The organism is Lysobacter antibioticus HS124 (assembly GCF_000336385.2).
In the GTDB taxonomy this organism is placed as follows: Bacteria; Pseudomonadota; Gammaproteobacteria; order Xanthomonadales; family Xanthomonadaceae; genus Lysobacter; species Lysobacter firmicutimachus.
Genome location: NZ_HG424493.1, coordinates 57,523 through 81,201 on the forward strand (window position 1 = coordinate 57,523; position 23,679 = coordinate 81,201).

Annotated in this window: 18 protein-coding genes; 7 read left to right on the plus strand and 11 right to left on the minus strand. The window is 69.1% G+C overall.

Annotation, left to right across the window (positions count from 1 at the left end; genetic code table 11):
* Positions 1-238 precede the first annotated feature (238 nt).
* Positions 239-595, plus strand: coding sequence for a DUF1428 domain-containing protein (locus tag TX83_RS10380; protein ID WP_064747870.1), 357 nt, complete (start codon positions 239-241; stop codon positions 593-595).
* A gap of 247 nt (positions 596-842) precedes the next feature.
* Here the strand turns inward: TX83_RS10380 and TX83_RS10385 are convergent, their stop codons facing one another.
* Complete coding sequence (locus tag TX83_RS10385; protein ID WP_075575100.1) at positions 843-2,759, minus strand: M4 family metallopeptidase; 1,917 nt, start codon at positions 2,757-2,759, stop codon at positions 843-845.
* 735 nt (positions 2,760-3,494) lie between these two features.
* The gene (locus TX83_RS10390) at positions 3,495-3,758 is read right to left on the minus strand and encodes a hypothetical protein (RefSeq protein WP_064747871.1); all 264 of its coding nucleotides are present in this window, start codon (positions 3,756-3,758) and stop codon (positions 3,495-3,497) included.
* Positions 3,759-4,049: 291 nt separating this feature from the next.
* Between TX83_RS10390 and TX83_RS10395 the strand changes: the two genes are divergently transcribed.
* The 4 genes from TX83_RS10395 to pbpC all read left to right on the plus strand — a co-directional run bounded on the left by TX83_RS10395 (position 4,050) and on the right by pbpC (position 13,874).
* Positions 4,050-8,999: an alpha-2-macroglobulin family protein gene (locus tag TX83_RS10395; protein WP_064747872.1), complete on the plus strand. Its 4,950-nt coding sequence runs from the start codon at positions 4,050-4,052 to the stop codon at positions 8,997-8,999.
* Positions 8,996-10,054: a hypothetical protein gene (locus TX83_RS10400; protein ID WP_141233461.1), complete on the plus strand. Its 1,059-nt coding sequence runs from the start codon at positions 8,996-8,998 to the stop codon at positions 10,052-10,054. Before TX83_RS10395 ends, TX83_RS10400 begins: the two co-directional genes overlap by 4 nt.
* A gap of 81 nt (positions 10,055-10,135) precedes the next feature.
* A complete protein-coding gene (locus TX83_RS10405; RefSeq protein WP_141233462.1) occupies positions 10,136-11,161 on the plus strand; it encodes a hypothetical protein in 1,026 nt (341 codons plus the stop codon).
* 298 nt (positions 11,162-11,459) lie between these two features.
* On the plus strand, positions 11,460-13,874 hold the full coding sequence (pbpC, locus tag TX83_RS10410; RefSeq protein ID WP_064747875.1) for a penicillin-binding protein 1C: 2,415 nt from the start codon (positions 11,460-11,462) through the stop codon (positions 13,872-13,874).
* A gap of 241 nt (positions 13,875-14,115) precedes the next feature.
* Here pbpC and TX83_RS10415 read toward each other — a convergent pair whose 3' ends face one another.
* A complete protein-coding gene (locus tag TX83_RS10415) occupies positions 14,116-14,781 on the minus strand; it encodes a hypothetical protein (protein WP_064747876.1) in 666 nt (221 codons plus the stop codon).
* 132 nt (positions 14,782-14,913) lie between these two features.
* On the opposite strand from TX83_RS10415, the gene TX83_RS10420 reads away from it, so the two are divergent.
* Positions 14,914-15,516 (plus strand): NAD(P)H-dependent oxidoreductase, encoded by a 603-nt coding sequence (locus tag TX83_RS10420; RefSeq protein WP_064747877.1) that lies wholly within the window; start codon positions 14,914-14,916, stop codon positions 15,514-15,516.
* Between the two features lie 166 nt (positions 15,517-15,682).
* On the opposite strand, the gene TX83_RS10425 is transcribed toward TX83_RS10420, so the two are convergent.
* Complete coding sequence (locus tag TX83_RS10425) at positions 15,683-16,240, minus strand: ferritin-like domain-containing protein (protein ID WP_425606107.1); 558 nt, start codon at positions 16,238-16,240, stop codon at positions 15,683-15,685.
* Between the two features lie 125 nt (positions 16,241-16,365).
* Entirely contained in the window at positions 16,366-16,842 is a 477-nt protein-coding gene (locus tag TX83_RS10430; RefSeq protein ID WP_064747879.1) for a peroxiredoxin, read from the minus strand.
* Between the two features lie 163 nt (positions 16,843-17,005).
* Here TX83_RS10430 and TX83_RS10435 point away from each other — a divergent pair, with 163 nt between their 5' ends.
* Positions 17,006-17,911 (plus strand): DnaJ C-terminal domain-containing protein, encoded by a 906-nt coding sequence (locus tag TX83_RS10435; protein ID WP_064747880.1) that lies wholly within the window; start codon positions 17,006-17,008, stop codon positions 17,909-17,911.
* A 98-nt stretch (positions 17,912-18,009) separates the two neighbouring features.
* On the opposite strand, the gene TX83_RS10440 is transcribed toward TX83_RS10435, so the two are convergent.
* From TX83_RS10440 to sucB, 6 genes are all read right to left on the minus strand, one after another.
* Positions 18,010-18,381: a response regulator gene (locus TX83_RS10440; protein ID WP_064747881.1), complete on the minus strand. Its 372-nt coding sequence runs from the start codon at positions 18,379-18,381 to the stop codon at positions 18,010-18,012.
* Between the two features lie 60 nt (positions 18,382-18,441).
* Positions 18,442-19,434, minus strand: a complete 993-nt coding sequence (locus tag TX83_RS10445; RefSeq protein ID WP_064747882.1) for a YhdH/YhfP family quinone oxidoreductase — start codon at positions 19,432-19,434, stop codon at positions 18,442-18,444.
* 211 nt (positions 19,435-19,645) lie between these two features.
* On the minus strand, positions 19,646-20,299 hold the full coding sequence (locus tag TX83_RS10450) for a hypothetical protein (protein ID WP_064747883.1): 654 nt from the start codon (positions 20,297-20,299) through the stop codon (positions 19,646-19,648).
* Positions 20,300-20,425: 126 nt separating this feature from the next.
* Positions 20,426-21,019, minus strand: a complete 594-nt coding sequence (locus tag TX83_RS10455) for a TIGR00730 family Rossman fold protein (protein WP_064747884.1) — start codon at positions 21,017-21,019, stop codon at positions 20,426-20,428.
* A gap of 165 nt (positions 21,020-21,184) precedes the next feature.
* Positions 21,185-22,609 (minus strand): dihydrolipoyl dehydrogenase, encoded by a 1,425-nt coding sequence (lpdA, locus tag TX83_RS10460; protein WP_064747885.1) that lies wholly within the window; start codon positions 22,607-22,609, stop codon positions 21,185-21,187.
* A 180-nt stretch (positions 22,610-22,789) separates the two neighbouring features.
* On the minus strand, positions 22,790-23,679 hold an 890-nt coding region (gene sucB / locus TX83_RS10465), incomplete at its 5' end, for a dihydrolipoyllysine-residue succinyltransferase (protein ID WP_064747886.1).

The window sequence follows — 23,679 nt, forward strand, 5'->3', positions numbered from 1 at the left end:
CGTATTCAGCGAACGCCGCCGCGTGGGCGGCGTTTTGCTTTGCGGGCCACCGCGGGCTGTCGAATTCCGGGTGCCCGGCTCGTCGTGGCAATGAGCCGCTCCGACGGCGCTCCGCTGTGCCGCAGTTCGCGGCCGGCGTATGCGCACGGCGTTATGGTGGCGATGCGTGGCGGACCGCCCGATGCGGTGCCGTCGTCCTGTTCCTGAAACGGGGGCATTCCCCCGATCGGAGGAAGTGATGAGCTACGTCGATGGTTATGTCCTGCCGGTGCCGAAGGCCAATGTCGCGGCCTATCGCAAACTGGCGCGCAAGGCCGGCAAGATCTGGATGGAACACGGCGCGCTGCAGTACGTCGAAACGATCGCCGACGACGTCAAGCCGGGCAAGTCCACTTCGTTTCCGCAGAGCGTGAAGCTCAAGCCGGACGAGACGGTGGCGTTCTCGTGGATCGTGTTCAAGTCGCGCAAGCACCGCGACAAGGTCAATGCGCTGGTGATGAAGGACCCCCGCCTGGACGGGATGGGGCCGCAGGCGATGCCGTTCGACATGAAGCGGATGATCTTCGGCGGGTTCAAGCCGATCGTGCAGTTCTGAGCCGCAAGCGCGGCACGCCACGCCGGGCAACGACGAATCCCACAGCCCCCTTTTTCAAAAGGGGAAGCGCGGGCTGGCGTCAGGCTCGACGGCATCTGGCGTGCTGTGGACGCGGCAGTGCCGGTCTTCGACCGGCATCTGCATCCGCATCCCCAATCCCCAATCCCCAATCCCCAATCCCCAACCAAAAAAACCCCGGCCGAAGCCGGGGTTTCTCTTGCTTGACGCCGCTAGGCGCCGATCGCGATCAGAACGTGATGCTCCACGTATCGATGCGGCCGGTGTCCAGGTTGGCGTTGTCGTTCACGCGCAGCTTCCAGGTGCCGTTGAGCGGTTCGCTGGAGAGGTTGAACGTGTAGGTGCCGGTGACGTTGTCGGCGCTGCCGCCGGCGCGGTTGGTGATGTTGTACAGCGAACCGTCCGGCGCCACCAGGTCGACCTTCAGGTCGCCGCGGTAGGTGTGGATGATGTTCACCGAGACCTGCGCATTGGTCGGGGCGTTGCCGGTGCGGCCGGAGACCGTGATCGGGCTGTCGACGGTGGAGTTGTCGTTGATCGCGTAGTCGGTGCCGTTGGTGTACGTGGTGCCAGGGCCCGGGCCCGGGCCGCCGGGGCAGTCGACGCCGACGGTCAGGAACGCGTCGGAAACGTCGGCCACGGTGTAGCCCAGATCGGTCGCCGCCTTCTCGACGCCGCAGGCGCCGTTGTTGAAGTCGGTGCTCGGGGTCCAGTAGTCCTTGTTCGCCTTGGCGAAGGCCTTGAACGCCTTCGGCGTATCCCAGCCGGCCTTCCTGGACAGCAGGTAGAACGCGCGGTTGTACACGCCGGACGAGTAGTGCACGTCCATGCCGCTGGTGTAGTTGCTGGCGTGGCCGATCGAACGGCCGTCGCGGGTCGGGTCGTCCATGTAGCGCAGCGCGCCGTTGGCCTTGAAGATCTGCGCGCCGACCAGGTAGTCGTTGCTGCCCTTCATGAAGAACTCGGCCGCTTCGCCGGCGATGTCGGAGAAGGCTTCGTTGATGCCGCCCGACTGGCCGGAGTAGATCAGGCCCGACTGCTGCTCGGTGAAGCCGTGCGAGACTTCGTGCGCCGACACGTCCAGGCTCACCAGCGGGTAGAAGCGCGTGGCGCCGTCGCCGAAGGTCATCGCCGAGCCGTCCCAGAACGCGTTCTCGTAGCTGTTGCTGTAGTGCACGCGCATGCTCAGCTGGAACGTCAGCGGCGGCAGGCCGACGTAGCTGTTGTACATGTCGAACACGACCTTGCCGAAGTAATGCGCGTCGTTCAGCGGCGAGTAGGCGCCGTTGATGGTCTTCACCGTGTTGCGCGGGCAGGTGTACGAGAACGCCGTGCTGCCGCTGGTGCCGTGATTGAGGTTCACGGTCTTCACGTTGGCGTTGTTCATCGTGCAGGTGCTGCCGCTCTGCGCGACGTCGTTGTAGCCGTAGTTGGTGCCGTACTCGTACTGGCCGGTCTTCTGGTTGCCGCCCGGGCCGGTGCCGATCAGGGCATGGTTCAGGCCTTCCCACTGCTTGAGGATCTTGCCGCTGTTGGCGTCGACGATCACGAACGGACGGGTCGGCTCGCCGCCCTGGGCGGCATCGGCGAAGTAATTGACGACGTAGGCCATGTGGGCGCGGCCGTTGTCGTCGATGTAGATCATCTGGCGGCTGCTTTCGTTGCGGGTCTGCAGCGCCGAGGCGCGCTTGCCCAGCGCGGCGCTCTTGGCCAGGCTCAGGGCCTGGGCCGAGCTCAGCTTCGGCGCGGCGGCCGGCAGTTCCGCGGCCAGGCCTTCGACCGAGCGGCCGAACAGGGTGCGCACGTTGCCCTGGGCGTCTTCGCTGACCACCACGTGCTCGCCGAACACCGGCACGCCGCGGAAGGTCTGCTGATAGCGGTAGTTGCGCACGCCGTTGCCGTCCTGGCTGCTCTTGAGCTGGACCAGCGAGGAGTCGGCGTCGAGCGAGATCAGTTCGGCGTGGCGGACGCTGGCCTTGGCGGCGACGCCGGACTTGGCGACCGCGGCCCGGTACTGCTTGTTGAGCTGGGCGACATCCTTGCTGTGCAGGTCCACGCGCTGGGCCGCGCCGGCGGCGCCGGAGACGAGAGCGAGCGACAGGGCGAAGGACAGGGCATGCAGGCTGGGCGATACGTAGCGATTCACTGGTGTAACCCCCGAAACGAGTTGGATGGAGGCCGCGGGCGCGGCCGGCTCTCATTGCTCGTGCATCCGCTCCCCCGTAGCCCGTCGCGCGACGGCGCGCATGGCCGTCCGTGCCTCAGCGCCTGCGCAGGCGAACCTCGTGCGGATACCGCGCTGACGCGTCGCGCGGCGGACGGCACGCTAGGGGCGGGGCGAAAAAGCCGTCAACGGCGGCTACGGAGGTCACATAGCGAATGCGACCTGTGCGCTACGCGCCGCAACATGATTTCTTCTGAAATCGTTCTGTCATCGGCTTTGCGCGATTTGGCGGATCGATTTTCTCGCACAGTGCGGGTGTAATAATGTTTCGAATATTATGCTGCGTCGCAGCAATAACTTGCGGCCAGGCCGCGCGCGGTTATGCAACGGATCGGATTTTCCAATGTGATCGCGGGCTTGTTTGCCGCGATCTTGCGGATTTTTTAGCGCCGGGCCGCGCTTCGCGCCGGTTATGGCGGCAGCGGCATATTCGCGCGATTTCGCAGTTTCCGAATCCGACAGACTTTCCAGAGGCGGTTGTGATGCGGGTCCGGGCGATTCTGCAATCGCCCTCGCAGCCCCGGATCATTATCTTTCGGCATGAGCCGGCGAATCGATCGCCGATATTCGTCTGCGCGCCGTGCGCCGCGCCGGCGGCCGAGGACCCGCGGCCTCGGCCGCGGGTCCGCAACGACGGTCGAACTCGGAGGGCGGGCCTTAGTGGCCGCCGGTGCCGGTATGCCACAGCGGCACGCCGGCCGCGGTGTAGATCACCACGTTGCCGTCGTTCTGCATCAGCAACTGGGCCGAAGCCAGGCCGTGGGTGTTGCTGCTCCAGGTCGCGCGGGTGCTGTTGTAGATGACGAAATTGCCGTCGGTCTGCAGGATCGCCGAACTCGGGCCGTAGCCGGCGGTGATCGACGACCACAGGGCCTGGCCGCTCTGGGTGTAGATCACCAGGTTGCCGTCGCTCTTGCGCATCGCGAATCCCGGTGGCGACGTCGATCCGGGTCGCCAAGACGGCGCGCAGTCTAGGCAGGGCGGACCGGGCCGGCAGTGACGGCGGTGCCAAGTCGACGGCCGCTGCGCGGGCGCGGTTGCGTTCAGTGACGGCAGTCGAACCGACAACGGGCGCGATGGCCTTAACCGATCGTCAGCGAGCGTTCGGGCGGACGGTCGCCGACGGTTGTCGATCACCAAGCCCGCTCTATACTCGTCGCAGTTTCTGCAAGGACACGCACGATGCGCTCGCACGGCCAGGACGGATCCCCGATGCAACCTCAACCGCGGCGGATGCCGCGCCCGAGCGCGGTGCGCTCCGCCACCCGCGGCCTGGCCGCGCTGCTGATAGCCGCGACCGCGTTGTTCGCCGGCTGCAAGCGCGACACCAGCGGCCAGCTGCCGGAAACCAGCGGCGAAGCGATCCAGGCCCAGCGCGAGGCGGTCAAGGGCTTCGGCCTGGTCGCCGCCTACCCGGACCAGAAACGCGACGAACTGGCGATCGCGCTGGAATTCAGCCAGCCGCTGGTCGGCACCCAGAGCTTTGACGAACTGATCGCGGTCGCCGACAAGAACGGCGCGGCGGTGCAGGGCAGCTGGGTGCTGGACGACGACGGCAAGATCCTGCGCTTCCCGCATGTGGAGGCCAGCAAGGACTACGTGGTCACGATCAAGGCGGGGCTGACCGCCGCGGCCGGCGACCGCGTCGGCCGGGAGATCCGCAAGGAGGTCTATACCGGGCCGCTGGAGCCGGTGGTCGGTTTCGCCTCGCAGGGCAGCGTGCTGCCGGCGCGCGACAGCCGCGGCCTGCCGGTGGTGTCGATCAACGTGCCCGAGGTCGACGTCGAGTTCTTGCGGGTCAAGGAAAAAGAGCTGCCCAAGTTCTTCGCCGAGTACCAGCGCGGCGGCCGCCGCGGCAGCTGGGAGCTGGAGCGCGACTGGGACGACAAGAAGCCGCTGTCGAAGCTGGCCGAGCCGGTCTACGTCAACCGCTTCGTGCTCGGCGGCAAGCCCAACGAGCGGGTGCTGACCTATCTGCCGCTGCAGGACATCAAGGAACTGCAGGAACCGGGCCTGTACTTCGCGGTGATGAAGCGCGCCGGCCAGTTCAAGGACGAGTTCGAGACCGCGTTCTTCACCGTCAGCGACCTCGGCCTGCATGCCCGCGCCTACAAGGACAAGCTGTTCGTGCATGTCGCCTCGCTGGAGACCGGCAAGGCGGTCGGCGGGGTCGAACTCAAGGTGCTCAACGCGCAGGGCGAGCCGGCGTTGAAGGGCGAGACCGACCGCAACGGCAACGCCATGCTCGGCTATCGGCTCGACGCCGGCCACGTGCTGATCGCCCAGCGCGGCAGCGACGTGTCGATGCTGCCGTTCAACCAGCCGGCGCTGGACCTGTCCGAGTTCGCCGTCGCCGGCCGCGAGCAGGCCTGGTTCGACGTATTCGCCTGGTCCGGCCGCGATCTGTACCGCCCCGGCGAGACCGTGCGCCTGTCGGCGCTGCTGCGCGACCAGGACGGCAAGCCGGTCGACACCAAGGGCAAGCCGCTGCAGCCGGTGTTCCTGCGTTACGTCCAGCCCGACGGCAAGACCTTCCTGGAAACCCGCCTGCAGCCCGATCCGCAAGGCTACGTGCGCCATGCCCAGGCGATTCCGGTCGACGCCGCGACCGGCCGCTGGCGGGTCGAGTTCCGCACCGACCCGGCGAGCAAGGAAGCGGTGCAGGGCATGACCCTGCGCATCGAAGAGTTCCTGCCCGAGCGGCTCAAGCTCGACCTGAAGGCGCCGGAGGTGCTGCGCCCGGGCCAGCCGTTCAAGCTCGGGGTCGACGCAGCCTATCTGTACGGCGCGCCTGCGGCCGGCAACCGCTTCACCGCCAAGCTCGCGGTGACGGTCGAGCAGCATCCGCTGGAGCAACTGCCCGGCTACTTCTTCGGCGACCCGACCTTGAGTCTGCCGAAGGAGGCCAAGGACGTGATCGACACGACCCTGGGCCCGGACGGCAAGCTGGAGCAGGACATCGCCCTGCCGGACGAGGCCAAGCCGGTCAGCACCATCGCCGCGATCGTCACCGGCAGCGTCTACGAGACCGGCGGCCGCAGCGTCAACCGCAGCCTCAAGCGGGTGTTGTGGCCGGCCGATGCGCTGGTCGGCGTGCGTCCGTTGTTCGACGACAAGGACGGCGCCGCCACCGACAGCAATGCCGGCTTCGAGATCGCCCGCGTCGGCAGCGACGGCAAGCCGCGCCCGGGCAAGGGCCTGCGCGTGACCCTGGTGCGCGAGCATCGCGACTACCACTGGAACTACGACGACGACGGCGGCTGGGACTACGACTTCACCCGTCGCTACGAGGACGTGCAGGTGCGTACCGTGGACGCCGGCGCCGCGCCGCAGAAGATCGATTTCCCGGTCGAATGGGGCGAATATCGGCTCGACGTCTACGACCCGGCGACGCGCCTGACCACGCGCTATCCGTTCCGCGCCGGCTGGAGCTGGGACGACCAGAACCGCGGTCTCGACGCGCGTCCGGACAAGGTCAAGCTGGCCCTGGACAAGACCGGCTACCAGGCCGGCGACACCCTGCAGGTGACCCTGACCCCGCCGCACGAAGGCCCGGGCCTGCTGATGGTCGAAACCGACCGCATGCTGTACGTGCAGGAAATCCAGGCCAAGGCCGGCAGCAAGTTCGAGATTCCGGTCACCGCCGACTGGGAGCGCCACGACGTCTACGTCACCGCGCTGGTGTTCCGCGGCGGCAGCGCGCCGAGCAAGATCACCCCGGCGCGCGCGGTCGGCGTCGCCCACGTGCCGATGGACCGGCGCGCGCGCAAGGTCGCGGTCGGGCTCAACGTGCCCAAGCTGATGCGGCCCGAGCAGGATCTGCCGGTGACCGTCAGCGCGCCGCAGCTGGCCGGCAAGGACGCCTACGTCACCGTGTCCGCGGTCGACCTGGGCATTCTCAACATCACCCGTTTCGCGGTGCCGGATGCGGCCGCGCACTTCTTCGCCCAGCGCCGCCTCGGCGTCGACGCCTACGACGTCTACGGCCGGGTGATCGAAAGCTATGAGGGCGACACCGCCAAGATCCGCTTCGGCGGCGACATGGCCTTGCTGGCCCTGCCGCAGGCGCGGCGCCCGACCGCGCGGGTGCAGACCGTCGACCTGTTCGCCGGGCCGGTCAAGCTCGACGCCAAGGGCAATGCGCGGGTCAAGCTGCGCGTGCCCGATTTCAACGGCACCTTGCGCGTCTCGGCCCTGGTCTATGCCGGCGGCAGCTACGGCAACCGCGACGCCGAGACCGTGGTGCGCGCGCCGGTGCTGGCCGAGGCGAGCACGCCGCGGGTGCTGGCGCCCGGCGACAAGAGCAACGTGACCCTGGACGTGCAGAACTTCACCGGCAAGCCCGGCGAGTTCTCGGTCAAGGTCGAGGGCATCGGGCCGCTGGCGTTGAGCGAGGGCGAACGCAAGCTCTCGCTCGGGGTCGAGGCCAAGAAGACCCTGACCTTCCCGGTCGTCGCCCGCGAGGGCTACACCACCGCCCAGGTGCGGGTGCGGGTCGACGGCAACGGCTATCAGGTCGACCGCCGCTACGACGTGCCGGTGCGGCCGGCCTGGCCGGCGGTGTTGCGTTCGCGCACCCGGGTGCTGGACGAACTCGGCGCGGTCCAGCTCGGCGCCGACCTGGCCGAGGGCTTGATGCCGGATTCGGTCAATGCCCGCATGGTGGTCAGCGCGCTGCCGCCGATCCCGTTCGCCAGCGCCCTGCAGGGGGCGCTGGAGTACCCCTACGGCTGCGCCGAGCAGACCACCAGCAAGGGCTATGCCGCGCTGGAGCTCGACGAAGCCACCGCCAAGATGCTGGGCGCCAAGGGCCTGGACGCCAAGCAGCGGCGCGCGCGCATGGAAGGTGCGTTCGGCCGCCTGGCGGCGATGCAGATCGGCTCCGGCCATTTCTCGATGTGGGGCGATGGCGACTACGTCAACCCGGGCCTGACGCCGTACATCGTCGAGTTCCTGCTCGACGCCCGCGACGGCGGCTTCGCCGTGCCGGAGACCATGCTGCAGAAGGCCTTGAAGGTGCTCAACGAGGACCTGCTGTCGGGCAATGCCTCGTTCTACGGCTACGACCGCCGCGAACACCTCAAGTTCGCTTACCAGGCGCATGCCGGCTATGTGCTGGCGCGGGTCAACCGGGCGCCGCTGGGCACCTTGCGCGCGATGTACGACAACGACCGCAAGAACAGCCTGACCGGTTTGCCGCTGGTGCACCTGGGCCTGGCGCTGAGCCTGCAGGGCGACAAGACGCGCGGCGCCAAGGCGATCAAGGAAGGCTTCGCCCGCGACACCTCGGATCGTCCGGAGTACCTGGGCGACTACGGCAGCCGCTTGCGCGACGATGCGCTGATGATCGCCCTGGTCCACGAGCACAAACTGTCGCGGCCGGAATACGACGCGCGCAGCGTGGCGATGGGACGCGAACTCGACGCGCGCCGCAACAGCGGCTGGCTGTGGCTGAGCACCCAGGAGCAAGTCGCGCTGGCGCGGCTGGGCAAGGCCTTGATGGCCGACCAGGGCAAGCAGATCGGCGGCCGCTGGAACGTCGGCGACGTCGCCTCCGATGCCGATCCGGGCAAGCTGGTCGGGCGCCTGTTCGACTATGCGGCGCTGGCGCGCGGGGTCAGCTTCGCCCCGACCGGCCAGCCGCCGCTGTACGCGAGCATGGAAGTGGCCGGCGTGCCGCGCAGCGCACCGGCGGCCGACGCCTCGCAGATCGAGGTCGGGCGCAAGTACTACACCACCGAAGGCAAGGACTGGAGCGGCGGCAGCCTGGTCGAGGGCGAGGCGCTGATCGTGCAGGTCACGATCAAGGCCCACCGCGCCATGCCCGACGCGCTGCTGACCGACTTGCTGCCGGCCGGCCTGGAGATCGAGAACTTCAACCTCGGCGACGCCAAGCAATGGGCCGGCGTGGTGGTGGACGGGATCGAGATCTCCGAGCGCAGCAGCGCCGCCGAAGTGCGCCATGAGGAGTTCCGCGACGATCGCTACGTCGCCGCGCTGAAGCTGGAACAGAACCAGACCGCGCGGGTGTTCTACCTGGTGCGCGCGGTGACGCCGGGCACCTACACGGTGCCGCCGTCGCTGGTCGAGGACATGTACCGTCCCGACCTGCGCGGGGTCGGCAAGGCGGTGCCGTCGACGCTGACGGTGCGCCAGCCGTGACCGCGGCGGCCTCGGCGACGGGAGGCCATGCGCTTCCCGTCGCGCCGGCGCGCATGCGCGTGCGGCAGGCGGTCGCGCTCGGCGCGTTGGCCCTGCTGCTGGGATTGAGCGCCTGTGCGCGCTCCGATGCCGGTGCGCTCGACAGCGCGCCGGCTCCGGCGCCGGCAGAGCCCGCGGTGGCGGTGGCGACCGCCGACCCGCCGCAATCCGCACCGGCGCCGGTCGAAGCGCCCGCGCCGGTGCCGCCGCTGCAGGCGGCGGCCGAAGCGGTGCTGCGCCAGGACGATCCGGATTTCGACGACTACTACAGCCAGTTCGCCTTCGGCGACCTGGACCGCGACGGCCGCGACGACGTTGCGGTCGAGTACGGCATCGGCGCCGACGGCGCGACGCGGCACGTCACCAACACCGTGCGCATTCTGCTGATGCGCGACGCCGGCCTGGAGCTGCAGCGCGACGATCCGGACTTGTTCCGTTATTGCGCGGCCGTGCGCGGCATCGACCGCGGCCGGCTGCGGGTCGATTCGCTGGAAGCCTGCATGATTCCGTTCCCGCGCACCATCGCCCATTACGAATACGAATGGACGGCGCAGGGGCTGCGCCAGAGCGCCGAACGCTCCAACGAGGAGCAGATCCAGGCCCAGTTGGGCGAACTGGCCGAGGCCTTGCGCAGCGGCCGTAGCGGCGATGCGGCTGCGTTCCTGCGGCCGGGGCCGGCCGCGGCCGACGCGTCCGCCGCAGCGGCCGATCCGCTGTTCGACGAGGCTGCGCGCCGGGCCGGATTCATCGCCGCGGTCCAGGCGTTGTCGGGCCAGACGTTCCGGCAGCTCGGCGCGAACGAGCGTATGGCCGTGCGCGGCGAGTACAAGCTGCACCTGAACCTGAAACCGGAAGGCGAACTGGCCGAACTCGGCGATGGCGACACGGTCAACGATGCGGTCGCCACGCTGGAATGGCCGCAGGGCGACGGGGTCGGCTATTCGGTCCGCTTTCTGCTGATCCAGGGCCGGCTCTACCTGCTCGATCACAGCGGCTTCGACAGCGAAAGCGAGTAAGGTTTTTCTCGCCTCGTGCGAGCCGCGGCGACCCGCCGCGACCCGCGCAGGCAACGAACGCAACGAACGCAAGGAGCGAACATGCGACAATCCCCCGCGCTGATGATTCCGACATTGGGGCTGATCCTGGGCCTGGGCGCTTGCCAGGGCGGCGGACAGGCTGCGCCCGCCGCTGCCGCGCAGGCCGATGCGGCCGCCAATGCGACTGCGGCTGCGGCCGCGCCGGCCTTGTCGAAACAGCAGATCGCCGAGCGCGCTTTCGCCGCCCTGCGCAAGACCGAACCGGACTTCCAGCGCCTGGGCTACTCGCATCTGCTCGGCGATCTCGACGGCGACGGCAGCGACGACGTCGTGATCGCCTACGGCGAGGGCACGCCGGACGCGACCATGGCCGCGAACATGCGCCTGGCGGTGGCGATGTCGCGTCCGCAGGGCGCGCAACTGTTGCCGCGCGCGGGGTTGCCGGATTACTGCGCGTTCCCGCGCAAGATCGAGGACGGCAAGCTCTACGTCGAAGAGCCCGATATCTGCAGTGCCGCGCGGCCCAAGACCGTCGGCTATTACGTCTATGCCTGGGACGGCAAGGGCCTGGCCCAGGTCGGCCATGAGACCGTCGAGCAGCGGGTGGTCAACCTGCTCAAGCCGCTCGGCGCGGCGTTCGCGTCCGGCGACCGGCGCGTGGTGCTGGACGCGCTGCGCTTCCCGCTCGACGTGACCTACTGGCCGATCTACGACACTCCGCTGGAAGCGGTGGCGAAGAAGACCGGCGGCAAGATCGACCGCGCCACCGCGCAGGCGCACTTCCAGGATCTGTTTCCGAAGGACCGCGCCGATCTGTACGCCGCGGCGATCGCCGCGACCGTCGCCCAACCGTTCAAGCGCGATGCCGCGGGCGGCCACGGCGTCGTGGTGCCGGCGCCGGACGGCGAAAAGTACAGCCTGAACATCGTTTTCGACCCGGACGAAGACCGCGAGGAGGGCAACGACAATCGCATCATCGATGCGCGCATCGACGTGGCCCAAAGCCAGGGCGACGGCGGCCAGAACCTGGTGCTGTTGCTCAGCGAGGGCAAGCTGGACATCGTCGCGATCAACACCGCGGGTTGATGACGGCGCCGGCTTCGCCTTCGCGCGGCGTCTGCGTCCGGCGAGGCCACCGGTCGCGCGGCGGCCGCGCGATGCGCCGGCTCTGCGGCCGGGGCTTCCGTGTCCAGGCCCTGGCCCGGCGCGTTGCGCGAATGCCCGTCGGCCGAGGGCCGGGCGCGCCGCGTCTGTCGCCTGACGGCGCCCGTGCCGTGTCCCGGCCGGGAGGCTGCCTGCCGGACACCGCCTCTGCGGTCCGCCGCAGCGGTACGCTTCTCGCCGGAAGTTTTGCCGTAGCCTGATTTTCTCAGCCGTCTTCGTCATGCCGTCCGCTCCGTCCGTTTCCGCCGCCGCTGCGCCCGCACCCGTTCCGCCGCGCCGGCAACGGCTGCGCCGGCGCGTGCTGCAAGCCTTGCTGCTGGCGCTGTCGTTGGCGACGGCGACGATGCTGCTGGACCTGGCCTTTCCCTTGCCCCTGCCGCAGCCGCGCGACGCCGGTGCGGTGGTGGTCGCCGCCGACGGCACGCCGCTGCGCGCGTTCGCCGATCGCGACGGCGTGTGGCGCTATCCGGTCGAGGCGTCCAAGGTGTCGCCGCTGTACCTGCAGGCGTTGCTGAACTACGAAGACCGCTGGTTCTGGAAACACCCCGGCATCAATCCGCTGGCGATGCTGCGCGCGGCCGGGCAATGGCTGCGCAGCGGGCGGGTGGTGTCGGGCGGTTCGACCCTGACCATGCAGGTCGCGCGCATCCTCGACGCGCGTCCCGGCGAGGGCCGGCGCAGCCTCGGCGCCAAGCTGCGCCAAGTGCTGCGCGCCTTGCAGTTGGAGGCGCACCTGTCCAAGCGCGAGATCCTGGCCCTGTACCTCGACCGGGCGCCGTTCGGCGGCACCGTCGAAGGCGTGGAGGCCGCGAGCTGGGCTTATCTGGGCAAGCCCTCGGCGCGCCTGTCGCATGCCGAGGCGGCGTTGTTGACCGTGTTGCCGCAGTCGCCGAGCCGCTTGCGGCCGGACCGCGAGCCCGAGCGTGCGCGCATCGCCCGCGACAAGGTGCTGGCGCGCATGGCCGCGTTGCGCGTGTGGACGCCGGCGCAGGTCGCCGATGCGCGGGTCGAACCGGTGGTGGCGCGTTCGCTGCAGCCGCCGCGCTACGCGCCGTTGTTGGCGCAACGCTTGCGCAGCGAGGACCCGAAGGCGGGGCGGATCGTCTCGACCATCGACCTGGAACTGCAGCGCACGCTCGAGGACCGGGTTTCGGCGTACTTCTCGACCTTGCCCGAACGCACGTCGGCGGCGCTGCTGGTGGTCGACAACGCCACTGTGGAAGCGCGCGCCTATGTCGGTTCGGTGACCTTCGGCGATGCCGCGCGGCTGGGCCATGTCGACATGGTCCAGGCCTGGCGCTCGCCGGGTTCGACTTTGAAGCCGTTCCTGTACGGCCTGGCCCTGGACGACGGCCTGATTCACTCGGAGAGCCTGTTCGTGGACGCGCCGCAGGCCTTCGGCGGCTACCGGCCGGGCAATTTCGACGCGGCGTTCAATGGCCCGGTCGGCGCCGCGACCGCGCTGCGCCTGTCCTTGAACGTGCCGGCGGTGGATCTGCTCGAGCGGGTCGGGCCGTCGCGTTTCTCCGCGCGCCTGGCCCATGCCGGCATCGATCTGCATTGGCCGCGCGGCGCGACGCCCAATCTGGCGATGATACTCGGCGGTACCGGCGCGCGTTTGGAGGATCTGGTCGGCGCCTACGCCGCGTTCAACCGCAACGGCGTCGCCGGACGGGTGCGTTACCGCGCCGACGAGGCGCGCCTGGACCGGCGCCTGCTGTCGCCGGGCGCGGCATGGATCGTGCGCGAGATCCTCGAGGCCAACCCGCGCCCCGGCAGCGTCGAACAGACCTTCGACCCGCAGGGGCGGCCGCGGGTGGCGTGGAAGACCGGCACCAGCTACGGCTTCCGCGACGCCTGGGCCTTGGGCAGCACTCGCCGTTACACCGTGGGAGTCTGGGTCGGACGTCCGGACGGCACGCCTTTGCCGGGTCAGTACGGCGCGGTCACCGCCTTGCCGCTGCTGTTCGAAGTGGTCGACAGCCTGCCGCGGCAACGCGGCGACGCCGCGTTGCGGCCGCCGCCGCGCGGGGTCGAACAGATCGAGGTCTGCTGGCCGCTTGGACTGCCGCCCGATCCGCAGGCGCCGGCGCTGTGCCAGCGCCGCATGCAGGCCTGGACCCTGGACGGCTCGGTGCCGCCGACCTTCGCCGAACGCGACGCGCGCTTGTGGAGCGCAGGCGTGGAGCGCTTCGACGCCGATGCCGACAGCGGCCAACGCCTGTCGGCCGAGTGCTCGCGGCCGCACCGGCGCGAACCGCGCGAAATCGCCCGTTGGCCGGCGCTGGCCTCGCCGTGGCTGCCCGTGGAGACCCGGCGCGCCTCGCAACTGCCGGCGCTGGCGCCGGACTGCAGCGACGACGGCCGCGACGCGGTCGAGGAATTGCGCGTGGAAGGCATCGACGATCAGGCCACCCTGGCGCGCGCGCCCGGCAGCCAGGCGCCGCTGCGCCTGTCGGTGCGCGCGCTCGGCAGCGACGCGCGGGTGCGCTGGCTGCTCGACGGCCGGCTGATCGGCGAGTCGCAGGGCAGGGGACGCTTCGAGCACGACTTCGGCGAACCCGGCGAGCACGTACTGACCGCGCTGGCCGACACCGGCGCCTGGTCGCGGGTGCGCTTCAAGGTCTTGCGCTGAGCGCGACGCCGCTCCTGCAAGAGCCGATCGTCCTCCAGCGTAGAAGCGGGGTAAGTCGCGACCACCGCAGTGGTGTACGCCGGCGTTGCGACGAAGCCGGAGCCGTCGGCACTGCCTTGGAACGTGCCGAAACACATCGATGGCCACGGCTTCGGATGCCGCGCTTGCGTCCGTCGCTGCGGCTGTTGGGGTCTAGGTCGTTCCTAGATGAAGCGGCGTTGCGGCGCGCGGTGGGCTGCGTTCAACCTGCGCCGTGCCAGACCGCCAGCACATCGCCGAAGGTCTGCGCGCCCGGCGCATAGGCGGCGCCCGCCGCGCCGGCGCCGGCGGCGATCGCGGCGATGATCAGGAACGGCAGGGCGGTGCGCCGCAGCGCCGTGCTCAGCCAATGCGAGGTTTCGATCCGGCGCAGGCGCCGGTACAGGCCGCCGGCCAGGGCGACGTCGAGGATCAACTCGGCCATCAGGGCCGGCGCGATCCAGATCACCCACAGCGCGGCGAGCCCGGCGCACAGCGCCACCGCCAGCGCCGCCAGCACCCAGGCCGCTTCGTCGCCGGCGTCGGCGGCGGACACGTCCCAGTCGCCGTCGCCGGTGTCCGCGGTTTGGGCCGCGGGTCGGCCGCCGCTGGCGTCGAAACCGACCTCGGTCGGATCGACCTCGCTCCAGGCATCGTGTTCGCGCGTGCGCGCCCAGGTCCACAGCAGGGCGAGGAAGGCCAGGTAGGCGCCGGCGGCGGCGAGCGGATAGCGCAGCGCCATGGCGTCCACGCCGGCAACGAGCAAGGCGTAGGAGACCAGGAAGCCGACCGCGCCGGTCAGCAGCACGATCAGGCTCATCTGCAGGCGCGGCCAGTGATCGCGTTCCAGACGTTGGCGCAGGCGGGCGATTTCGCTTTGTCGGTCCACGCCGCGCAGTCTAAGCGGCCAGGGCGAGGCAGGCGACGCAATCGGTCCGAATCCGAGGCTTGACGGGGGAATGTACTGATCGTAACTTACTTTAGGTAGGTTACTTTTAGTAATTTCAATTCAGGAGTTCCCATGCACGCGCTCATCGTCGTCGCCCACCCCGACCCGCAATCGCTGACCCATGCGGTCGCGGCCCGTCTCGCCGCCGGCCTGACCGAGTCCGGCCACCGCGGCGAAATCGCCGATCTCGCCGCGGAAGGCTTCGACCCGCGCTTCAACGCCGCCGATATCGAGGGCTTCTATCGTCGCGCCGAAGCCCCGGCCGACGTGCTCGCCGAACAGGCGCGCATCGACCGCGCCGACGCCCTGGCGCTGGTGTTTCCGGTGTACTGGTGGTCGATGCCGGGCCTGCTCAAGGGCTGGGTCGATCGCGTGTTCGCCAACGGCTGGGCCTACGACGAGGCCGACGGCCGGGTGGTCAAGAAGCTGCAACGCCTGGAGGTGCACTTGATCGGCGTCGGCGGCGCCGGCCGCCGCACCTACGCCAAGCATGGCTACGAAACGGCGATGAAGACCCAGATCGACCACGGCATTTTCGACTACTGCGGCGCGCACGTGCTGACCTCGGAGTTGCTGTTGCACACCCGCCCGGACGAGGCTGCCGCGCAGTTGCAGACCGCGTTCGATCTCGGCCGCGGCCTGTTCGCCGAGCAGGCCCTTGTAGGAGCGGCGTGAGCCGCGACCAACCGAAGCGGTGTTCGACAGCGTGTCATCCGAAGCCCGGTAGCGGCAGAACTCGCCAACGATCCGGGCTGCGGAAAGGTCGCGCGCATACGCCGCCTCGGCGGCCGCCGCTTGCGACCGGAAGAAATCCCGTCGGACGCCGCTCCTATAGGGGCGCTTACTGGCCGGTCCAGCCGTCGAGCAGGTCGGCCAGCTCGTCGGCGTGTTCCTCTTCCTGGGCCAGGATGTCTTCCATCAGCCGCTGGGTGGTGGTGTCGCGGTCGCCGACGAAGCGGATGATCTCGCGATAGCTGTCGATGGCGATACGTTCGGCGATCAGGTCCTCCTTGACCATGTCGCGCAGATCGCGGCCTTCGACGTATTCGGCATGGGCGTGCTTGGACAGCACGTCGGGGTTGAGGTCGGGCTCGCCGCCGAGTTGCACGATCCGTTCGGCGATGCGGTCGGCGTGGGCCTGCTCCTGGTTGGCGTGCTCGAGGAACTCGGCCTTGACCGCTTCGGCCATCAGGCCGCTGGCCATGAAGTAGTGGCGCTTGTAGCGCAGCACGCAGACGATCTCGGTCGCCAGGGCTTCGTTGAGCAGCTTGATCACCGCGCTGCGGTCGGCGGTGTAGCTGGCGGTGATCGCGCCGTCCTCGATGTGCTGGCGGGCGCGGGCGCGGATGGTCGCAAGGTCGGTGACGAACGCGGACGCGGGAGCGTCGTTCTGGCGCATGGGCTTGGCAGGCATGGCGGCCTCCTGGCGGCGGGGGAAGGGGGCGGTGTACCTCGGCGTGCGGTGGAGCGGTGGAGGGAGGAGCGTCGGCCGCGCGAACCGGTCGCGCGGCCGACGCCGGGGACTCAGAGCGATTCCAGCAGATACTCGGCCGAGGACACCTTGTACTCGCCGGGCGCTTCGACGTGCAGTTGCTTGACCACGCCGTCTTCGGCGTAGAGGGCGAAGCGCTTGGAGCGCAGGCCCATGCCGTAGGCGCTGGCGTCGAGCTCCAAACCGAGCGCGCGGGTGAAGTCGCCGTTGCCGTCGGACAGCATCATCATGCCCTCGGGCACGTGCTGGCTCTTGGCCCAGGCCTGCATGACGAAGGGATCGTTGACGGCCATGCAGGCCACTTCGATGCCCTTGTCGCGGAACTGCTGGAAGTGCTCGACGAAGCCGGGCAGGTGCTTTTCCGAGCAGGTCGGGGTGAAGGCGCCGGGCACGGCGAACAGCACGGCCTTGCGGCCGTCGAACAGGGCACGGGTGTCCACGCTCTCGATGCCTTCGTGGATGCGCTTGAGGACGACTTCGGGCAGGCGGTCGCCGACCTGGATGCTCATGGGATTCTCCTGTGATGGGGTCGAGTCTAGGCTGGCGGCGCTAATGTCGCGTCAACGCGACTTGAAATCGCGCCGGGCGCCGCCATGCTGTCCGCTTAATGATGCGTCAAGGCGGCGTGAGCGCAGTACGCTGACGCTGGCGGTTGCGAGTCGGGAGCAGGCAATGCAGTTCAAGGATTACTACGAGACCCTCGGCCTGGAGCCGAGCGCAGGCGAGGCCGAGATCAAAACGGCCTATCGGCGCCTGGCGCGCAAGTACCACCCCGACGTCAGCAAGGAGGCCGGCGCGGAGGAGAAATTCAAGGCCGTCAACGAGGCCTACGAGGCGCTGCGCGATCCGCAGAAGCGCGCCGCCTACGATCAGCTGCGCGCGCGCGGCTATCGGCCCGGCGACGAAGTGCAGCCGCCTCCCGGCGGGTTCGGCGGCGGCTACGGCGGCGGCGGGGTCGATTTCGAGGAGATCTTCGCCGGCGGCGGCGCCGGCGGCGGCTTCAGCGACTTCTTCGAGAACCTGTTCGGCCGCGGACGTTCGGCGGCGAGCGGCTTCGGCGGCCAGGCCGGTCGCAGCGCGCCGCCGCGAGGCGATACCCGGGCCAAGCTCGCGGTGTCGCTGGAAACCGTCTACGAAGGCGGCAGCGTGCGCATTTCGATCAACAACAAGACCCTGGACGTGCGCGTGCCCAAGGGCATCCGCCCGGGCCAGTTGATCCGCCTGGCCGGCCAAGGCACTCACGGCGATCTGCTGCTGGAGATCGAATACGCCGCTCACCCGCAGTTCGAGGTCGACGGCCGCAACGTCGTCCACGTGCTGCCGCTGGCCCCGTGGGAGGCCGCGCTCGGCGCCACGGTCAGCGTGCCGACCCTGGGCGGCGCGGTCGAGCTGAAGATTCCCGCGGCTTCCGAAGCCGGGCGCAAGCTGCGCTTGCGCGGCCGCGGCCTGCCGGGCAGCCCCTCGGGCGACCAGATCGTCGAGCTGGAAGTGCTGGCGCCGAAGCCGGAGAGCGAGGCCCAACGCGAGGCTTACCAGGGCCTGCGCGCGGCGTTCGGCGAGGACTGGCGGCGCGACTGAATCCGCCGCCGCGGACGCATCGGCGGACGCAGAAACGAAAAATCCCGGCTTCGGCCGGGATTTTTCGCTTGCGGTCCGGCGCGCGGCGCGCCGGCCGTTCAGGCCGCCGAGGGCAGCAACTGGCCGATGATCTCGGACAGATCGGTCTCGCTGAACGGCTTGGTGATGTAGGCCTTGGCGCCCTGGCGCATGCCCCAGACGCGGTCGGTGTCCTGGTCCTTGGTGGTGACCAGCACGATCGGGATGTGCTTGGTGGTCGGCTCGCGGCAGATCGAACGCGTGGCCTGGAACCCGTTGAGGTTGGGCATCACCACGTCCATCAGTATCAGGTCGGGCAGCTCGCGCTTGGCCGCTTCGACGCCGGCGGCGCCGTCTTCCGCGGTCAAGGCCTCGTGCCCCAGTTTTTCGACGATGCGACGGATGCCCATCAACTGGGACGGCGAGTCGTCGACGATCAGAATGCGCGCCATGTGATTCCCCCAAATATCTGCGGCCGATTGTAGCGACGCGCCGCGCCGCTGCAATGCCAACTAGATCACGACGAGGGTCCGGCCCAGCGAACCGCCCGAAAGCATGCCGGAGAAGACCTCCGCCAGCCCGCTCAGCGGCACTTCGCGGGTGCAGATCCGCTCCAGGTGGCGCGGTTTCCAGTCGCTGCCCAGGCGCTGCCAGATCTCGTCGCGGATCTCGCGCGCGGTGCCGGCCGAGGCCACGCCGAGCAGAGACACGCCGCGGATGATGAAGGGCATCACCGTGGTCGCCAGGTCGTGGCTGGCGGCCAGACCGGCGGTGGCGACGTTGCCGTAGGGCGCGGTCTGCGCCAGCAGGCTGGCCAGCATCGGCCCGCCGACGTTGTCCAGGCCGCCGCCGAAGCGCGCCGATTCCATCGGCCGCGCGGTCTGCAGGGCGTCGCGGCCGAGCACTTGGCTGGCGCCGATGCGCTTGAGGTAGTCGGCCTGCTCGGCCTTGCCGCTGATCGCATGCACCTCGAAGCCGGCGCGGCTGAAGATGTCCAGCGCGAGCGAGCCGACGCCGCCGCTGGCGCCGGTGACCGCGAGCGGCCCCAGTTCCGGGGTCTGGCGGTTGTCGAGCATGCGGTGCAGGGCCAGCGCGGCGGTGAAGCCGGCGGTGCCCAGGATCATGCTCTCGCGCAGGCTCAGCCCGGACGGCAGCGGGATCGTCCACTGCGCTTCCAGCCGCGCGTACTCGCTGTAGCCGCCGTCGCGGGTCTCGCTGAGGCCGCAGCCGGTGGTCAGCACCGCATCGCCTTCCTTGAAGCGCGGATCGGTCGAGGCGACCACATGGCCGGCGACGTCGATGCCGCCGACCAGCGGGAAGCGGCGCAGGATCTTGCCTTCGCCGGTGCCGGCCAGCGCATCCTTGAAATTGATCGAGGAGTAGGCGGTCTTGATCACCACCTCGCCGGGCGCGAGCTGGTCGAGGCCGATCGCCTCGATGCCGCTGCGATAGCCGGCAGCGTCGCTGTGGATGCGGAAGGCGTTGAACGAGGCGGGCAGGGGCATGGCGTCGGTCCGTCCGATGGCGCGCGGCGCTGCGGCCGCGGGCGAATGAAGAAACGCGATGATAGCCGAGCGCGTCGGCGGCTTCGGGGACCGGGTCGCGAAGCGCGCGGCGACGCGGGTTGCCGCCCGCAGCGGCAAACCCTGGACGGGCGACGCATCGGCAAGGGACGGCGGGGCATGCGGATGCAAGCCTCCGTGCCGCCGCATGGGATCAGAGCATCGGCGGGGCGCCGCCGGGGCGGCCCTGGGTCGGTAGTCGGCAACGCTCCGGCGGCGACAGCCGCGGATCGGACGGATCGCGCGGCGGGCGGATCTGCGCCGACCAGTAGCCGGCGCAGCTGGCGTTCTCGATCAGGTCGACGGCCTCGCAAAACACGTCGGGAACGAAACCCGATCCCGCGCCGATGGCGTTCGACGGCACGGCGCCGGGGCGCTTGCTGTCGCGCAGGCAGGCGACGGCGTATTGGGTGACGCGGCGCTTGCCGGCGCGGCCGGCAACGGTAATGGTGGTGAGCGCGCCGTTTTTGCCTCCTGCCTCGTAGCGAGGGGCCAGGGCGGCGAAGGCTTGCGAGTTGAGCAGTCCGACCAGGGTCACGTGCTGGGCTTCGTCGAGCGGGTGCATGGCCATGACCTCGCCGTTCGAGTGCCGCAGCGGATGACGTCCGCTGGCGTCGGGCGCGCTGAACATGGCGATGCCGTTGCCGCCGATGCGCAGCCGATAGACAGGACTGTCGGCGCCGCCGCCGCTGCGCTCGACTTCGATGGTGGTGTCCTCGACCGCGTTGCCGCCGCCGCGCGACGCGGGCTGGCAGGCGCACAACGCGGACAGGGCCAGAACGGTCAGCGGCAATGCGTTACGGCGCATGGTCGGAACTCCTTTTTCCGGACGTATTTTCCTAGGGTACTTTGCGCGGACGCTTTCGCGAAACGCGCGCCGGAGCGCGGCTGGGAACAGCGCCTGCGCGAGCCCGCCGTGCCGCGGCAGGGCGGCTCAGCGCAGCGCGTTGCGGCGCTTTTCGTCCATCCACTTCGAGGAGGACGCCGGCACGTAGTCGCGCATCCAACCCAGCATGGCGTCGATATCGTCGCCGTGCCACAGGTCCTGGCGCTGGTCGGGGTGCAGGAAGCGCTCTTCGACCATGCGGTCGAGCATGCCCATCAGCGGCGAATAGAACCCGTCGATGTCGAGGAAGGCGCAGGGCTTGTGGCCGATGCCGAGCTGGCGCCAGGTCAGCATCTCGAACATCTCGTCGAGGGTGCCGAAGCCGCCGGGCAGGGCGATGAAGCCGTCGGCCAGGTCGAACATGCGCGCCTTGCGCTCGTGCATCGAGCCGACGATCTCCAGCTTGCTCAGGCCGCGATGGGCGACTTCCCAGTTGACCAACTGCTCGGGAATCACCCCGATGACCTGGCCGCCGCCTTCGAGCACGGCATCGGCGACCACGCCCATCAGGCCGACGTTGCCGCCGCCGTAAGCCAGGGCGATGCCGTCCCGGGCCAACCGCTGGCCCAGCGCCATCGCGCGTTCGGTGTAGATCGGCTTGGAGCCGGAGTTGGAGCCGCAGTAGACGCAGAGGGTTCGCATGGGAGTCGAGATTCGGGATTCGGGATTTGTAAAAGCGGACATCGGGGGCGGGGATGGCAGCAAGCAGAAACGCAAAACGCCAGGCACGGGCCTGGCGTCTGCGTAGGATCGGTCGGGTCGGAACCGCTTTGCGAATCCCGAATCTCCCATCCCGAATCCCGGCCGTCAATTGGCCTTATGGATCGCGCGCTTGTCCACCGCCATCGCCGCGTCGTGGATCGCTTCCGACAGGGTCGGGTGAGCGTGGCAGATGCGGGCGAGGTCGTCGGCGGAGCCCTTGAACTCCATGGTCAGCACGCCTTCGTGGACCAGTTCGGAGACGCCGACGCCGACCAGGTGCAGGCCGAGCACGCGGTCGGTCTCGGCATGGGCGATGACCTTGACGAAGCCGGCCGGCTCGCCCATGGCCACCGCGCGGCCGATCGCCGCGAACGGGAAGCTGCCGGTCTTGTACGGCACGCCTTCGGCCTTGAGCTGCTGTTCGGTGCGGCCGACCCAGGCGATTTCCGGCTCGGTGTAGATCACCCACGGAATGGTGTCGAAGTTGACGTGGCCGGGCAGGCCGGCGATCAGTTCGGCCACCGCGATGCCTTCCTCGAAGCCCTTGTGCGCCAGCATCGGGCCGCGCACGCAGTCGCCGATCGCCCACACACCATCGACGCCGGTGTGGCAGTGCTCGTCGACCTCGATCTGGCCGCGTTCGTTGAGCTTGACCCCGGTGCCTTCGGCCAGCAGGCCCTTGGAGGCGGCGCGGCGGCCGACGGCCACCAGCAGCTTGTCCACGACCAGTTGCTGGTCGGCCTTGCCGTCGTTGTAGGTCAGGTGGACTTCGTCGCCCTTGATCTCGGCCTTGGAGACCTTGGCGCCGAGCTTGATGTCCAGGCCCTGCTTCTTGAATTCCTTGGCCGCGGTCTTGGCGACCTCGGCATCGGCGGCGGCGAGGAAGTCGGGCAGGGCTTCGAGGATGGTGACCTCGGCGCCCAGGCGCTTCCACACGCTGCCCAGCTCCAGGCCGATCACGCCGGCGCCGATCACGCCCAGGCGCTTGGGCACCGAGGTGAAGTCCAGCGCGCCGACGTTGTCGACGATCTTGTCGCCGTCGAACTTGGCGAACGGCAGTTCGATCGAGTCCGAACCGGCGGCGATGATGACGTTGGTGCCCTTGAGCTCGACTTCGGAACCGTCGTGTTGCTTGACCTTGACCACGTTGCCCGGGTGCAGGGTGCCGAAGCCGTAGAACGGCGCGACCTTGTTCGCCTTGAACAGCATCGCGATGCCGCCGGTGAACTGCTTCACGATCTTGTCCTTGCGGCCGACCATGGTCGCGACGTCGATCTTGGCGTTGTCGGCGCTGATGCCGTGCTCGCCGAACAGGTGCTGCAGGTTCCAGAACTGGCGCGAGCTGTCGAGCAGGGCCTTGGACGGAATGCAGCCCACGCGCAGGCAGGTGCCGCCGAGGGCGGGCTTGCCGTCCTTGCCGAGCGCGGCGTCGATGCAGGCGGTCTTCAGGCCGAGCTGGGCGGCGCGGATGGCGGCGTGGTAGCCGGCCGGACCGGCGCCGATGACGACTACGTCGAATTGTTCGCTCATTGATTCGCTCACGGGATTCGGGATTGGGGATTCGGGATTCGTTCAAAGCGCGTCAGCGCTGCGAATTCCGAAGCCCGCGAAAGTGCTGCGATAAAGCCGAGGTTTCGGGAGAGGGGGGCACCCGCGCGGGCTGTTGCCTTTGCGAATCCCGAATCCCCATTCCCGAATCCCGGCTCGGCATTACATGCCCAGCAGCATGCGGTGCGGGTTTTCCAGCTGGTTCTTGATGTCGACCAGGAACAGCACCGCGTCCTTGCCGTCGATGATGCGGTGGTCGTAGGACAGCGCCAGGTACATCATCGGCGCGGCGACGACCTGGCCGTTCTCGACGATAGCGCGCTCCTTGATGGCGTGCATGCCGAGGATGGCCGATTGCGGCGGGTTGACGATCGGGGTCGACATCAGCGAGCCGAAGGTGCCGCCGTTGGTGATGGTGAAGGTACCGCCCTGCAGGTCTTCCAGCGCCAGCTTGCCGTCGCGGGCCTTCTTGGCGTAGTCGCCGATGGCCTTCTCGATGTCGGCGAAGCCCATGCGCTCGACGTTGCGCAGCACCGGGGTCACCAGGCCCTTGTCGGTGGACACGGCGATCGAGATGTCGGAGTAGCCGTGGTAGATCACGTCGTTGCCGTCGACCGAGGCGTTGACGATCGGGTGGCGCTGCAGGGCGTTGGCGGCGGCCTTGGCGAAGAAGCTCATGAAGCCCAGCTTGACGCCGTTGGCCTTCTCGAAGCTCTCGCCGAGCTCCTTGCGCATGGCCATGACCTTGCCCAGGTTGACTTCGTTGAACGAGGTCAGCATGGCGATCGAGTTCTTCGACTGCATCAGGCGCTCGGCGATGCGGGCGCGCATGCGGGTCATCGGCACGCGCTCTTCCGGACGCAGGCCGGCGGCCGCGCCGACGCCGCCGGACTTGGCGTAGTTGACGATGTCTTCCTTGGTCACCGCGCCCTTGCGGCCGGTGCCTTCGACCTGCGAGGCGTCGACGCCCTGGACGTTGGCGGCGAAGCGCGCGCCCGGCGGCAGCTGGTCGTTGGCCGAGGTGGCGGCCGGAGCGGCCGGCTTGGCGGGTT